Origin of the sequence: Pseudoduganella sp. R-32 (assembly GCF_049913245.1) — a bacterium.
GTDB lineage: Bacteria > Pseudomonadota > Gammaproteobacteria > Burkholderiales > Burkholderiaceae_D > Rugamonas.
The window spans coordinates 4,044,356-4,058,856 of record NZ_CP183987.1 but is presented as its reverse complement, the minus strand read 5'-3'; the positions used below and the strand labels follow the sequence as shown (position 1 = coordinate 4,058,856).

10 protein-coding genes are annotated in these 14,501 nt (G+C 63.2%); 9 read left to right on the top strand and 1 reads right to left on the bottom strand.

The window, feature by feature from the left end; all coding sequences use genetic code 11:
* Positions 1-187 precede the first annotated feature (187 nt).
* The 9 genes from ACN9MU_RS18445 to ACN9MU_RS18405 all read left to right on the top strand — a co-directional run bounded on the left by ACN9MU_RS18445 (position 188) and on the right by ACN9MU_RS18405 (position 11,595).
* A complete protein-coding gene (locus ACN9MU_RS18445; protein ID WP_426343253.1) occupies positions 188-1,492 on the top strand; it encodes a flavin monoamine oxidase family protein in 1,305 nt (434 codons plus the stop codon).
* Entirely contained in the window at positions 1,489-4,509 is a 3,021-nt protein-coding gene (vioB, locus tag ACN9MU_RS18440) for an iminophenyl-pyruvate dimer synthase VioB (protein ID WP_426343252.1), read from the top strand. The genes ACN9MU_RS18445 and vioB overlap by 4 nt, the downstream gene beginning before the upstream one ends.
* A 1-nt stretch (position 4,510) precedes the next feature.
* Positions 4,511-5,800 (top strand): FAD-dependent oxidoreductase, encoded by a 1,290-nt coding sequence (locus ACN9MU_RS18435; protein ID WP_426318176.1) that lies wholly within the window; start codon positions 4,511-4,513, stop codon positions 5,798-5,800.
* The gene (locus tag ACN9MU_RS18430) at positions 5,800-6,918 is read left to right on the top strand and encodes a tryptophan hydroxylase (protein ID WP_426343251.1); all 1,119 of its coding nucleotides are present in this window, start codon (positions 5,800-5,802) and stop codon (positions 6,916-6,918) included. Before ACN9MU_RS18435 ends, ACN9MU_RS18430 begins: the two co-directional genes overlap by 1 nt.
* A gap of 10 nt (positions 6,919-6,928) precedes the next feature.
* Positions 6,929-7,510, top strand: a complete 582-nt coding sequence (vioE, locus tag ACN9MU_RS18425) for a violacein biosynthesis enzyme VioE (protein WP_426343250.1) — start codon at positions 6,929-6,931, stop codon at positions 7,508-7,510.
* A gap of 85 nt (positions 7,511-7,595) precedes the next feature.
* Complete coding sequence (locus ACN9MU_RS18420) at positions 7,596-8,777, top strand: MFS transporter (protein WP_426343249.1); 1,182 nt, start codon at positions 7,596-7,598, stop codon at positions 8,775-8,777.
* A gap of 32 nt (positions 8,778-8,809) precedes the next feature.
* Positions 8,810-9,187, top strand: a complete 378-nt coding sequence (locus ACN9MU_RS18415; protein ID WP_426343248.1) for a hypothetical protein — start codon at positions 8,810-8,812, stop codon at positions 9,185-9,187.
* Between the two features lie 106 nt (positions 9,188-9,293).
* Positions 9,294-10,154: an alpha/beta hydrolase family esterase gene (locus ACN9MU_RS18410; protein ID WP_426343247.1), complete on the top strand. Its 861-nt coding sequence runs from the start codon at positions 9,294-9,296 to the stop codon at positions 10,152-10,154.
* Positions 10,155-10,194: 40 nt separating this feature from the next.
* Entirely contained in the window at positions 10,195-11,595 is a 1,401-nt protein-coding gene (locus ACN9MU_RS18405; protein ID WP_426161837.1) for a glycoside hydrolase family 43 protein, read from the top strand.
* A 46-nt stretch (positions 11,596-11,641) separates the two neighbouring features.
* On the opposite strand, the gene ACN9MU_RS18400 is transcribed toward ACN9MU_RS18405, so the two are convergent.
* Positions 11,642-14,239 (bottom strand): discoidin domain-containing protein, encoded by a 2,598-nt coding sequence (locus tag ACN9MU_RS18400; protein ID WP_426335885.1) that lies wholly within the window; start codon positions 14,237-14,239, stop codon positions 11,642-11,644.
* Positions 14,240-14,501 lie beyond the last annotated feature (262 nt).

Sequence of the window (14,501 nt, the reverse complement as noted above, 5' to 3'; positions counted from 1 at the left end):
TCAGTGAGCAGTACTCGCTTTGCCCCGCAAGACGGACCCCTGGTCCGAGCAACCGAAAAGCTTTACCTAAAGTCAACCATTCTTGATTCACGCCAGCGGCGGGCGGGTTCGTGCGCGCCTCTCCCACTGTCGGAATGCGGCGTGGCCAGTTTGGTTAACGGTCTTGACTAGCTAAAAGGATTTCTAAATGACAAACTATTCCGACATTTGCATTGTTGGCGCCGGTATTGGTGGATTGACCTGCGCGACCCGTTTGATCAACGCCGGCCTTGGCCAGCAGATGCGCATCCGGGTGTTCGACCTGAATGGCTTCGTGGGTGGCCGCATCCAGTCGCGCAAAATCGACGAGGAGGTCGCCGAACTCGGCGCTGCCCGCTATTCGCCGCAACTCCATCCGCATTTCCAGGAGCTCATGCAGGACAGCGGGCTGGCGCACGCGGTCTACCCGTTCACGGAAGTGGCGTCCCAGGAGCGCGAGCAGCAAGAGTTGAAGGAAACCCTGCTGAGCTTGCAGCCCATGGTGAAAGAGCATCCGCAGGAATCCTTCCTTGAATTCGTCAGCCATTATCTGGGCGCTGCCGAAGCGCTCCGGATCCTCAAGGCCACCGGCTACGATGCGCTGCAACTGCCGATCGTCACGGCTGCCATGGCGTACGACATCATCAAGAAGCATCCGGAAACGCAAAACTGCACCGAAAACGCCGGCAACGAATGGCGCTATGCCCCGGATGGCTATGGAGAGCTGCTGCGCCAGTTGCAGCGCCAGGCCCAGGCCGCTGGTGTGGAGTTCCGCCTCGAACACCGCTTGCTGTCGCTGGAAAAGTCCGGCGCCGATCATCTGCTGGCCTTCAGCCATCATGGCGAGATCGAGATGCAGCGTGCGCGCCATGTGATCCTGGCCATGCCGCCCTCCGCCATGGCGGGCCTGAACCTGGACTTCCCGGCCGCGTGGAGCACGTTCAAGTACGATTCCCTGCCTTTGTTCAAGGGCTTCCTGACGTTCGAGAAACGCTGGTTCGAGTGCCTGGGGCTGGGCGACAAGATGCTGATGGCGAATAATCCCCTGCGCAAGATCTACTTCAAGAGCGATAAATACCTGCTCTTCTATACCGACAGCCAAAGCGCCCTCTATTGGCAGGACAGCGTGGAGCAGGGCGAAGAAATTTACCTGGAGCGCGTGCGGCGGCATCTGGAGGAGGCCTTGCCGCTCAAGGGCAGGGCGCTGCCGCCGATCCAATCGCACTTCTACAAGCATTGGCCGCATGGCGTCGAGTTCTACCTGGAACCTGAAGCCAAGCATCCGGCCGCCCTCGTGCATCCGAGCGGCATCATCGCCTGCTCGGACGCGTATACCTCGCACTGCGGCTGGATGGAGGGCAGCCTGATCAGCGCGCAGCAAGCCTGCCAGCTCTTGCAGGAGCGCTGCAATTGGCTGCCCGAAGAAGCAAGCGGTGACGATACGCTCGCCACCCCGGTTGCGGAGAGCGCATGAGCATTCTGGATTTCCCCCGTTTGCATTTTCGCGGCTTTGCCCGCGCCAACGTGCCCACGGCGAACCGCAACACGCACGGGCATATCGATATGGCCACCAATGTGGTATCGATGGCGGGCGAGCCGTTCGACCTGAGCCGGTCGCCGTCGGAATTTCATGCGCACCTGAAGCAGCTGCAGCCGCGCTTCGATGCCGCCGGCAAGCCCGATCCGGAGGGTATCTTCAGCCAGGCCGCCGGCTACAATTCCTGCGGCAATAATCACTTTTCCTGGGAAAACACCCGGATCACCGGCGTCCAGCTTGGGGAGGGCGGCGTCGATACCGGCGATGCCCTGGTCGGCGCCAGGCTGGCCCTGTGGGGCCATTACAATGACTATCTGCGCACCACGTTCAACCGCGCACGTTGGGTGGACAACAATCCGGCCCAGCCCGATACCACGCTGATTTACGCCGGCCAGTTCACGCTGAGCGGCGAGCAGGCCGGGCCCAACACCCCCAGCCTGTTCAGTGCCGAGATCGGGCAGGCGCACTCGGTGCGCTGGCTGGGAAGCGGCCACATTACCGAGCGCAGCGGCCATTTTCTGGACGAGGAATTCGGCCGCGCGCGGCTGTTCCAGTTTTCCCTTGCCAAGCAGGCGCCGCATTTCCTGTTCAACCCCGAGGTGCCGCTACCGGCAAGCCTGTGCGCCTTGCAGGAAGCCTTGGCCGAGGAGGATGTGCTGGGATTGACGGTCCAGTACGCCCTGTTCAATATGTCGACGCCGCTGAAACCCGATTCGCCGGTGTTCTACGACCTGGCCGGCAGCATCGGGCTGTGGCGCCGTGATGAACTGGCCACTTATCCGGCGGGCCGCCTGCTGTTGCCGCGCCAGGGCAGCCTGGGGCCGGTGCTGGTGAAAGTGGACGCGGACCGGGTGTCGCTGAACATGCCGACCGCGATTCCGTTTACCACCCGCGCGGCCAGCGCCGTTTCAGAGCAGCACCCGACGCATGCGCTGGGCGGCCAGCAGGCGCTGGGCGACCTGCGGCTGGAGGATGGCGCGGGCAGGCTGCTTGCCCGCATCCCGGAGGCGCTGTATCTCGATTACTGGCGCCATCATGGGGTGGTCGACGTGCCGCTGCTGCACGCTGGCGTGGCCGAAGGTGGGCTGCGCCTGGGCAGCGCGCTGGGGCAATGGGAGGAAGCGGACTGGGTGCTGCAGTCCGACAGCAATCAGCTGTACCTGGAGGCGCCCAACCGCGCGAAAGGTCTGGACTATCCGCAGGCGATCACGCTGCAAAGCCGTTTCCGCGGCGTCCTGGCGGACCATCCGGCCCTGGCGCCACGGGCCGAAGACGGTGCGATGCTGGCCCTGGATCTGCAAGCTTCGGCGCGCGGCTGTGGCTATGCCGAGCTGCGCGTCACGGGGCTCGTTCCCGGCGTCACCCGCATCGTGCTTGGCGATGGCCTGGAACGCCAGCACATTGGCGTACGCGTGCTGCCGGACGATTGGCATCTGGACGAAGTCCCGGCTGGACAGGTCGACTACGCCTTCCTCTACCGGCATGTGATGAGCTATTACGAGCTGATCTATCCCTTCATGGCGGACAAGGTGTTCAGCCTGGCGGACCAGTGCAAATGCGAAACCTATGCGCGCCTGATGTGGCAGATGTGCGATCCGCAAAACCGCGACAAGAGCTATTACATGCCGAGCACGCGCGAACTGTCGCTGCCGAAAGCACGCCTTTTCCTGAAATACCTGACCCAGGTTGAAGCGGGCGCGAAAAGCGGTCAAGCGGCACCGCCCGGGCCCGCGCCGGCCATCGGCAGCAAGGCCGAGCTGGTCGAGGAGCTGAAGAAGGCCATCGACCTCGAGTTGTCGCTCATGCTGCAGTACTTGTATGCCGCCTATTCCATTCCCAACTATGAGCAAGGCGTGCAGCTGGTCGCGGAAGGCCGCTGGCAGGCCGGCGAGCTGGAGCTGGCTTGCGGCGGCGCGGATCGGCGCCGCAACAGCGGCGCGCGCGGCACCCTGCTGGAAATAGCCCACGAGGAAATGATCCACTACCTGGTGGTCAATAACGTGCTGATGGCACTCGGCGAGCCGTTCTACGCCGGCCGTCCGCTGCTGGGCGAGCAGGCGCGCCAGCGCTTTGGCCTGGACACGGAATTTGCCTTCGAGCCGTTTTCCGAGCATGTGCTGGCCCGCTTCGTCCGCTTCGAGTGGCCCGATTACCTGCCTACCCCGGGCAAATCGGTGGCGAACTTTTACGCGGAGATCCGGCGCGCCCTGGCCGACCTGCCGCAGCTGTTCGCGGCCGGCAGCGGCAAGAGCGGCGGCGAACACCACTTGTTCCTGAAGGAGCTGACCAACCGCGCCTATCCCGCCTATCAGCTCGAGGTGAGCGACCGCGACAGCGCGCTGTTCGCGATCGACTTCGTCACTGGGCAGGGGGAGGGCGTGGCGCTCGATTCGCCGCATTTCGAGAGCTCACACTTCAACCGGCTGCGCGCCCTGGCCGGCCGGTTTGCGGCGCGCGGCAAGCCCTTCGAGCCGGCCTTGCCGGCGCTGAAAAATCCGTTGCCCGATGCGGGCGCGGAGGGCTGCCGGGTAAGCGATGGCAAAGCGCTTGCCCTGATGCGGCTGTACCAGGGCGGCTACGAATTGACCTTCCTGTTGATGGCCCACCATTTCGCGCAAAAGCCCGCAGGTAGCCTGCGCCGCTCACGCCTGATGAACGCCTCGATCGACATCATGACCGGCGTGCTGCGACCCCTGTCGGCGGCGCTGATGAATATGCCGTCCGGCCTGCCGGGGCGCAACGCCGGCCCACCGCTGCCGGTGCCGCCCGCCGCCACGGTCAGCGTCGACTACAGCGAGGGGTGCGCTCAGCTGGCGCAGAAATGCCTGGCGCTGGCCCGCTATGCGCGCGGCCTGGACGCCGGCGTGGTCGGCCTGGCGCCGATCGAGATGCTAGAGTTTTTTAATCAGCAATTGACCGACTTATCCCGGGGAACGATGTCTAGAGAGGCTTGATATGCATAAAATTATCATCGTCGGCGGCGGCCTGGCAGGCAGCCTGGCCGCCATCTATCTGGCGCAGCGCGGACACGATGTCCATGTGGTCGAAAAGCGCGCCGATCCGCTGCAGGAACCGCTGGCCAATGCCGATCCCGTCAGCTCACGCGCCATCGGCGTCAGCATGACCGTGCGCGGCATCAAGGCAGTGCTGGGGGCCGGCATCAGCATGCAGGAGCTGGGCCAGTGCGGCGAGCCCGTGGTCGGCATGGCGTTTTCCATCCGCGGCCAATACAAGGTGCGCGAGCTGCACCCGCTGGAAGGCGTGTTGCCGCTGTCGCTGAACCGCAATGCCTTCCAGCGCCTGCTCAACCAGTACGCGGCCCGGCACCAGGTGAAATATTCGTTCGAGCATAAATGCCTGGATGTCGACCTGGAGCGCAAGATCGTGCTGGTCCAGGGGCCGGACGGCGCCGTGCAGCAGCTGCATGGCGACCTGGTCATCGGTGCCGACGGCGCGCACTCGGCGGTGCGGCGCGCCATGCAGAGCAGCATGCGGCGTTTCGAATTCAAGCAGAGTTTTTTCCGCCATGGCTACAAGACCATGGTGCTGCCGAATGCGGAAGCGCTCGGCTTCCGCAAGGACCTGCTGTACTTTTTCGGCATGGATTCGCGGGGCGAATTTGCCGGCCGCGCCGCCGTCATCCCGGACGGCAGCATCAGCTTCGCAATCTGCCTGCCATATACCGGCGCGCCCAGCCTGCACACGCAAGACCGCGACGTCATGCGCGGCTTTTTCGGCCGCTACTTTGGCAAGCTGCCGCCGGCCAGCCGCGAGGAACTGGTGGAACAGTTCCTCGCGCTGCCCAGCAATGACCTCATCAACGTCCGCTCCAGCGCCTTCCACTACAAGGGCAATGTGCTGTTGATCGGCGACTCGGCCCACGCCACCGCGCCCTTCCTCGGGCAGGGCATGAATATGGCGCTGGAAGATGTGCAGGTCTTCGTCGGCTTGCTCGAAAAGCATGGCAATGCCCTGGAGCTGGCCTTGCCCGAGTTCACCCGCCAGCGCAAGGTGCAGGCCGACGCCATGCAGGAGATGGCGATCGCCAACTACGAGGTGCTGAGCAATCCGAACTTTCTTTTCTTCCTGCAGGCGCGCTACACCCGCTATATGCACCAGAAATTCCCGCGGGTCTATCCACCTGACATGGCCGAGAAACTGTATTTCACATCGGTTCCTTACGCCGAACTGCAGCAAATCCAGAAGAAGCAAAACGTGTGGTACAAACTTGGAAGGGTAAATTAATGAAGATTCTCGTTATCGGCGCCGGCCCGGCAGGATTGATCTTTGCCAGCCAAATGAAACAAGCCCAGCCAGGCTGGGACATCCGTGTCGTGGAAAGGAACACCCAGGAAGAAGTGCTGGGCTGGGGCGTGGTGCTGCCGGGACGGCCGCCGCGCCATCCTGCCAATCCCTTGTCCTACCTGGAGCAGCCGGAGCGGCTCAATCCGCAGTACCTGGAAGAATTCAAGCTGGTGCACCACGACCAGCCCAATCTGATGAGCACTGGCGTCACCCTGTGCGGCGTGGAGCGGCGCGCGCTGGTGCAGGCGCTGCGCGCCAAATGCGTGGCGGCCGGCATCGCCATCAGCTACGAAACGGCGCCGGCCAGCCAGGCGCAGCTCGAAGCCGAGTACGACCTGGTGGTGGTCGCCAATGGCGTCAATCACAAAACGCTGGAGCTGCCGCCGTCGCTGGCGCCGCAGATCGACTTCGGGCGCAATAAATACATCTGGTACGGCACCACCCAGCTGTTCGACCAGATGAACCTGGTGTTCCGCGGCAATGCGCAAGGCATGTTCATCGGCCATGCCTACCGGTATTCGGACACGATGAGCACGTTCGTGGTCGAATGCGATGAACAGGCGTACGCCCGGGCCGAGCTGGAAATGCGCCCGGAGCGCGATGCCGCCGCCTATGTCGCCAAGGTGTTCGAGGCCGAACTGGGCGGCCACGCCCTGGTCAGCCAGCCCGGCCAGGGCTGGCGCAATTTCATGACCCTCAGCCACGACCGCGCCTGCGAGGGCAAGTTTGTCCTGATCGGCGATGCGCTGCAATCGGGCCACTTCTCGATCGGCCACGGCACGACCATGGCGGTGGTGCTGGCCCTGCTGCTGGTGAAAACCCTCAACGCCGACACCGATCCGGCGGCCGCCCTGGCCAACTTCAACGCCCGCGCGCTGCCTGTGGCGCATCTGTTCAAGGAGCATGCCAACAGCAGCCGCCTGTGGTTTGAAAGCGTGGCTGAACGCATGGGACTGAGCAACGCGGAATTGACCGCCAGCTTCGATGCCCGGCGCAAGGACTTGCCGCCGCTGCAGGATGCGCTGATGGCCACCCTGGGATACGCCCTGGGCCGTTGAGGAGACGCCGATGCCCGTCCACGCCACACCGCCGCTGCTGCCGCAGCAATGGAGCAGTGCCTATATCTCGTACTGGCTGCCGATGCGGGAGGAAGACCAGATCACCTCCGGCTATTGCTGGTTCGATTATGGCCGCAACATCTGCCGCATCGACGGCTTGTTCAATCCCTGGTCGGAACGGGATACCGGGCATCGGCTCTGGATGTCGGAAATCGGCGATGCCGGGTGCGGCCAGAGCCGCAAGCAGAAGGTGGCGTATGCCAGGGAAACGGTGGCGGCCGGCGTCCGGCTGGACGAGGCGGCCCTGCCCGATACGGTAACGCCCTTCCAGGAATTGTTCCTGCCCCAGGCGATCCTGCAGGACGGCGCGGCGCGCCATGACGGCTGCCATGCCGTGCTGGGCCAGTCCGCCGACGCCTGGGTAGTGGAGCACGCCGGCCGGGCGCCGTCGGTCTTCTATCTCCAGGCCGGCGGCAACCGCCTGTTGCGCATGGTTACCGGCCACGACGCACAGCATCTTTCGGTGCGCGACTTCCCCAACTTCTTTGCCGGCGATATTCCGGACAGCGTGTTCATGACGCCGCCAGGCTGAGCCTCGGCGCGTTTGCCGTCCATGTGCTGTTCGCCCACCTTTGCCGCTCATGCCGGCATGAGCCCGGCTTTTGCAGGAGATCTGTATGCCTTTGCTTGTCTATGTTCTGGGATTGACGGTGTTCTCGCTGAGCACCTCTGAATTCATGGTGGCGGGGATGATGCCATCGCTGGCCCACGCCTTGGGCGAGCCGGTAGCGCGCATCGGCTACCTGATTTCACTGTATGCCCTGGGCATGGTGATCGGCGGACCCCTGGTCACTTTCGGCATGCTGAAGCTGCGCGTCCCGAACAGACAGGGCTTGCTTTGCCTGCTCGCCATGTATGCCGTTGCCCAAGCGGCTGCCGCTTCGGCTGCCAGCTATGAACTCATGGCCGCTGCCCGGCTGCTCACCGGCGTGGCCGGCGCCGCCTGTTTCGGGGTCTCCCTGGCCATCTGCGCCGAAGCCGTCAGCCCGCCGGTGCGCGGACGCGCCGCAGCAGTCGTGATCGGCGGCCTCATGCTGGCGTCGGTGCTGGGCATGCCGCTCACGACGCTCATCGATCAGCAAGCGGGATGGCGGGCCAGCTTCTGGCTGGTGGTGGTGCTGGCGTTGCTGTGCATGGTGCTGGTCGCCTTGTTCGTGCCACGCTCCAGGCCGGCCGAGGACATCAGCCTTGGCCGCGAACTGGGCGAATTCCGCAAGCGCGAGCTGTGGGCGGCTTTTGCCACCAGCGCCCTTGTCATCAGCGCGATTTTCGCCGCCTTCAGCTATTTCGCGCCCATCCTGACCACGGTCAGCGGCTTCCCTGCCAGCGCGATTCCCTGGCTGCTGGGCGTGTACGGCATTGCCAACGTGGTGGGCAATGGCGTGGTAGGGCGCTTCGCAGACCGGCACACGATACCCATCCTGGCCGGCGGCATGGTGGTCCTCAGCATCGCCCTGGCGCTGTTCGCCGTCTTTGCCCACCGGCAGAGCGCCAGCCTGGCTTTGCTGGTCGTTATCGGGCTGGTCGGCATGTCGATGAACCCGGCCATCATTGCGCGCGTGATGCGCGTCGCCCATCCCGGGCCGCTGGTCAATACGGTGCACACCTCCGTCATCAATATCGGCCTGAGTGCCGGTGCCTGGATCGGCGGAGTGGGCATCGCTGCCGGTTACGGCTTGCTCTCGCCGCTGTGGGTCGGTGTGGCGCTTGCGCTTCTAGGCCTGCTCAGCTTGCTGCCTTACCTCGGGCAGAAACCGGGCCAGGCGAAGGCCGCGGCTTTCGCGGCCCGCGCCGATTGACCGCTGCCTGATTTTACCAAGGAGCAGACAGCATGGAAGTTTTCGCTTCGCTTGCCGGGTTTCTCGGCATGAGCTATCCGGGCACGCTTTTGCTTGCCCACGCAGGGCCTCACCCAGGACCGGCGCTGGTCATCAGGTTCCAGTACGGATCGCGTGACCTGAGCCGGGTGCTTGAACTGGAGGACCGGATATGGCATGCACTGGCCAGGGCGGGGGCTGGTGAATATGGCGGCAAGGAAGCTGCGCCAGACGGCAGTGAGGTCTGCCTCCATCTGTATGGCCGGGATGCCGATCAACTATTCCGGGCCATTGAGCCGATCATGGAAGATGTTCCGTTCCTGCGCGAAGCCGAGGTGAAAAAGCGCACCGGCCCCGCCAGCGGGCGGAAGCCGGGTGGCGACGATGCCTGAAATTCAAAAACATGTCGGCTGTTGGCGAAAAACATAAATGACGGTCCCGATCGTGGCCATTAGACTTAGCGCGCATGAAACGTCTCAATGCAAATAAGGAGTAGACATGAGATATGTTTGGGCCGCGTTACTGTTCACCACGGTCGTAGCTTGCGGAGGGGGAACAGGCGCCAGCAGCACCGCACCAACACCGGCATTGGGATCAACATCCTCGACGCCCGTCGCCCTGCCGTCAACGAGCACTGCGGGTTGCGGCGGCAGTTCCAGCCTGACCACTGGCTTGCGCTCGCTCACCAGCGACGGTACCGAGCGCAGCTACTGGATCGAGATGCCGGCCACCTATGACCGCAACAAGGCCTATCCCGTGATCATCGGGCTGCACTGGCGCGATGGCAGCGCCGCCGATGTCTACGGTTGGAGCGGCTTTTTCGGGCTGAAGAACCTGTACGGCGACAATGCCATCTTTGTGGCCCCGCAAGGCCTGGATAAGGGGTGGGCCAACACTGGCGACCGCGATATCCGCTTCTTGCGCGCCATGATCAGCGAGGTGCAGAAGGGCGCGTGCACCGACACCCGGCGTGTCTTCGCTACCGGCTTCAGCTTCGGCGGAATGATGTCCAACGCCATCGGATGCCAGATGGGCGATGTGGTGCGGGCCATCGTGCCCATGGCCGGTTCGCTCTGGAGCGGCTGCGCCAGTTCTTCCAACAAGGTGGCGGCCATGTTCATTCACGCCAAGGACGATAACGTCGTGCCTTACACCGCGGGGATGGAGGCGCGCGATCTTTTCCTTAAGCGCAATAGCTGTGGCGCCGCCACAGTGCAGCTGGGTAGCAACGGCTGCGTAGAGTACCAGGGCTGCGACAGCGGCAAGCCGGTGATCTGGTGCGGCACCGAGACTGGCGGCCACTGGTACCCCAATTTCTCGGCGCAGGAATCGAAAACCTTCTTTGACCGGTTCAAGTAGTTCAATGAGGAGAGCCGGCCCCATGCCGATCATCAAGGAAATGGTTCGTAGACCCGCGTTGCCCGATGTCCGTGCGGCGCTCCTGGCTTTTGTGGTGGCCGGTTTCGCCAGCAACTGCGCCTTCGCTGCCAATCCGATCATCCAGACCAGCTTTACTGCCGATCCGGCACCGCTGGTAGTCGGCGACACCGTGTTCTTGTACACGACACACGACGAAGACGACGCGCTCGAGTTCAAGATGGTCGATTGGAAGCTGTACACCTCGAAGGACATGGTGAACTGGACTGACCATGGTACGGTAGCCGATCTTTCCATATTCCCCTGGGCGAATCAGCACAACGATGCATGGGCGCCGCAAGTCGTTGCGCGCAACGGCAAGTATTACTTGTACGCTCCTGTTACGGTCGCCGGATCGCCCGGCAACGTCATCGGGGTGGCGGTATCGGACAGTCCTTACGGTCCATTCAAGGACCCACTGGGCCGGCCGTTGATCGGACGCGGGGAAGGGAACTTCGATCCGACAGTCCTGATCGACGACGATGGCCAGGCCTACCTGTACTGGGGCAACCCCCATCTGTCATACGTCAAGCTGAATCGCGACATGGTGTCTTATGCCGGCGAGATCGCACGTATCGACGCCAAGCCACGCAACTACCAGGAGGGCCCTTGGGTCTACAAGCGCAACGGCAAATACTACCTCGCGTATGCCTCGAGCTGCTGTTCCGAGGGACTGGGGTATGCGATGAGCGATGCGCCGACCGGTCCGTGGGAATACCGGGGGCAGATCATGGACCCGAGCCCTCTGTCAACCGGCAACCACCCTGGCATCATCGATTTCAAGGGGAAGTCCTATGTCTTTGGGCTCAACTACCGCTTGAACTGGGCTGAAACGCCGATACACCGTGAACGGCGGTCTGTTAACCTGGCCGACTTTTCCTACCGTCCTGATGGCACGATCCCGACGCTGCCGTTCTGGAACAAGACGGGCGTCCAGCAAGTGGAGCCCTTGTCGCCGTATCGCCGCGTGGAGGCCGAGACGATGGCCTGGGAATCGCGCCTGAAACGCGACCGGGACATGCCGTTTGATTGGGCACCGGGGGTGCGTAGCGTCAAGGATCGGCAGACCGGCGTGTACATTGCCCCTGTGGCTGCACGCGCGTTCACGCAGGTGGCAGGCGTCGATTTCGGGCGCAAGGGGCCGAAGACGTTCACGATCAGCGTCGCGAGCGAGGCGCCGGGAGGGAAGATCGAAGTACGGGCCGGTTCGCCGGAAGGCAGGTTGATCGCAACCATCGAGGTGCCCGCAACCGGTACCTTGTCCGCCTGGCGCAGCGTCACAGTCCCTGCGGAGAACGTGACCGGCACGCAGGACCTCTACCTCGTATTAAACGCCCATGGTCGCCACGTTCCGTTCGGCATCGATTACTGGCAGTTTGAATAGCATCGGTTGCACCTCCCGGAGGTGCGCCCGATGCTGTCGATGATTTTCAATTTTTCCTGGCCGCGAACAGTCCGAATTCGGCGAGGTCGGTAAAGGTAGCGTCGCCGTTATTGGCTGTGATGTTGAGCCGGTAGTAGCGATAGGCGCCCGGTCGCGAGACCGGGTAGCTCTTCGGCGCGAAGCGCCGGGCGAACGCCTGGTTGGTTTGTGCGTCGAGTGCTTGCCAGGTCACGCCGTCGTTGGAAGCCAAGAGCTCCCAGGCCTTCGGATCGCGCGCAACCTGGTCGTTGGAACTGATGATGGTGTAGCGCTGGACCGTCTCCGTGTGTCCCAGGTCATACTGCAGCCATCCCTGCACACCTTTGTAGAACCATTGCGTCGCCGAGTTATGGTCGAAGGCGCGCTTCGCGTTGTCGGCATTGTTCGCACTGTCGTTGGCGGTGCCGCCGCTGGCGACGTTGACCATCGACCGAAGCGGCGTAGCCGCGTCCTCGGGAGAATTGGCGCTCACGCCGGCGGAGTTTGCGGCAGCGACGGTGTAGTAGTAGGTCATGCCGTTGGCCACCGACCTGTCGGTGTAGCTGGCGCCCTTGACATCCGTTGCGATGGTTGTGTAGGGGCCGCCGCTGGATGTGGCGCGCTTGACCAGGTAGCGCGTGGCGCCGAATGAGCGCTGCCAGCGCAGCGGAACGGCGCCATCGCCCGGCGCGGCAAGCAGTGCGCTCGGCGCTGCCGGGATCACGGCCGGCGCATTACCGTCGCCTCCAGTGATCTGGACGTTGCTGAACACTGAGCTGTTAGGTGTGCCGTTGACGGTCGAAGAGACCACCAGGCCTGCATAGATCGTGTCCGGCAGGGGACCGTCGATGCGGCCGACGTCCGTGGCAGCCCAGTTGGTCCCATCGGGGGAGAGGTAACCGGTGATGACATTGCCGATGCGCTCGAGTTTCACCCAGTACGAGGCCGCAGGGTTCGCAATTGGAAGGGCCTTGTTCGCGTAGTTGCTGCCGCCATATGCCGTGAGCTTCTGCATGTTCTGCTCGGCCTGGATGCGATTGCTGATGGCCATCCACGCACGCGGGGCGCCCTGGTCAAGGCTTGTGCGCATCATCACGCCCGCCTTGGCAGACGGACCTGTGTTCTGGACCGATTCAACCTTGGCGATAATGGCGCCATCGCCGACGAGCGCCTTGTACGCGAAGTGGCAGCTGTCGTTTGTGCCCCAGATCTCTGAACCGGCGCCCGTTACGGTCCATTTGCCGGCGCTATAGCTGGCGCTGCCGCCGGGGGCGGCGCCGCCGATATCGATGCCGTTCAACCCACTTGTAAGCGAGGTGGCAGACGGCTGGTTGAGCTGTGGTGCAGGCGCCGCGATGGAGGCGTCGGCCTCCTTCAAGAACATGAAGCTGTTGCCGTCCACCGGCATCCAGCGGCGCCTTTGTTCGATAAACGGCGCCTGCATGCCCTTGCGAAGGACGTAGGCGGCATGGATCTGATTGAGTACGATGTTCCCGCCACCCCAGCCGTCCCATCCGCGGTTGGTCACGTCAGCAGTGTAATAGGCATCGGTGGTGCCGAAAGGCAGTGCGGTGGTTGGCACGAGCTCGTTCACCCGCGCGAAATACTCACCAGCTGCCAGGAGGCGGTCGTCCAGGTCGGAATAGATGTCGATGCCTTGCTTCCAGAGCGCCTCTGCCAGCATGGTCAGCGATCTCAGCTGGCCGTGGAAGTGGCCCTGGTCGCGCAGGGAGTCGCCGAGCATGCCGATATCGTTGGAATTGCGCAGTCCGATGTGGGCCAGAGTGCGTACCTGGTAGACCACCTTGTCCAGCGCCGCCGTATCGTCGTTGAAAATGGCCATCAAGCCGAGGGCGACCAGGGCCAACGCCCCCTTGTTGGCGGCGCCAAACTGATGTTCGCCATAAGGGTTCGATGCCGGCATCAGGACATTCTTGAAGTACTTCTTCACGGTGGCAGTATCGGCTTCGGTCCAGCCCGGCCACGTGCCGCGCAGGATGTCAGCGCCGCCAACGAACATGTAGGCATAGTCGCCCAGGTCGAGCATCGACTCGCGGCCGGAAAACTCCACCTGGGTTGTGGCCCACGCCATGAGGATCTCGCGCGCCTTCTTTGCGTATTCCTGGTTGCCAGTGAAATGCCACATGCGCGAGAGATTCCAGATCGCGACCATGTCATTGCGCCATGCCCACAGGTTGACGTTCGGCGCGCGACCGACCGTCGCGTAAGGACCGGCCATGCCATAGGTGAGCTTGGCCTTGCCATCGTTTGCCAGCTGGTCGTAGGCGGACTTCCATGGTTCCCGGCCCTGGTCGACGTAGGACTTCAGCGTGAGGAGGTCCGAACGGGTGAGCGGGGCGCCTGGATGGGTGAAAACGCGCGCCACAGCGCTGTCATTTGCGGGTGTGGTGCCTGTGCCGGGTGTGCTGCCGGCGCCGGGCGTGCTGCCAATGTTGCCCGCACCGCCAGTGCCGGACGTTCCGCCAGCGTCATTTGAAGCCGGGGAATTGCTGGCGTTGTTTGGTGCAGCCGTATTCCCGGTAGTCTTCAAATCGCCGCCGCAGCCCGCGGCGATGCTCGCTGCGATGACCGACAGGGCGATCGTCCGCATCTTGTAACTCTTCATGCCATCCTTCCAACGATTAAAATTGCTTCATGGCAATTGTCGGCGCGGCTGCATACCTTGGCAATTATGAATATTTCCACCGGGTTTAATGAAATTGATCAAACACGCTCGCTGGGCCGAAATCTGGGTGTCGCGGCCATCTAAATTTGGGTGTCAGTACCAATCCGTGCCGGTCCGCACTTCCCTAAAGTTCATCGCAAGGCGCCAGCGCGGTTGCTGCCCGCCTCGGTCAACAAAACAAGGGAGTTCATCATGTCATGGC

Excerpts from the sequence above, each read along its gene's own strand:
- ACN9MU_RS18445 (WP_426343253.1), top strand. The coding sequence starts at position 188 with ATGACAAACTATTCCGACATTTGCATTGTTGGCGCCGGTATTGGTGGA.
- vioB (WP_426343252.1), top strand. The coding sequence starts at position 1,489 with ATGAGCATTCTGGATTTCCCCCGTTTGCATTTTCGCGGCTTTGCCCGC.
- ACN9MU_RS18435 (WP_426318176.1), top strand. The coding sequence starts at position 4,511 with ATGCATAAAATTATCATCGTCGGCGGCGGCCTGGCAGGCAGCCTGGCC.
- ACN9MU_RS18430 (WP_426343251.1), top strand. The coding sequence starts at position 5,800 with ATGAAGATTCTCGTTATCGGCGCCGGCCCGGCAGGATTGATCTTTGCC.
- vioE (WP_426343250.1), top strand. The coding sequence starts at position 6,929 with ATGCCCGTCCACGCCACACCGCCGCTGCTGCCGCAGCAATGGAGCAGT.
- ACN9MU_RS18420 (WP_426343249.1), top strand. The coding sequence starts at position 7,596 with ATGCCTTTGCTTGTCTATGTTCTGGGATTGACGGTGTTCTCGCTGAGC.
- ACN9MU_RS18415 (WP_426343248.1), top strand. The coding sequence starts at position 8,810 with ATGGAAGTTTTCGCTTCGCTTGCCGGGTTTCTCGGCATGAGCTATCCG.
- ACN9MU_RS18410 (WP_426343247.1), top strand. The coding sequence starts at position 9,294 with ATGAGATATGTTTGGGCCGCGTTACTGTTCACCACGGTCGTAGCTTGC.
- ACN9MU_RS18405 (WP_426161837.1), top strand. The coding sequence starts at position 10,195 with ATGGTTCGTAGACCCGCGTTGCCCGATGTCCGTGCGGCGCTCCTGGCT.
- ACN9MU_RS18400 (WP_426335885.1), bottom strand. The coding sequence starts at position 14,239 with ATGAAGAGTTACAAGATGCGGACGATCGCCCTGTCGGTCATCGCAGCG.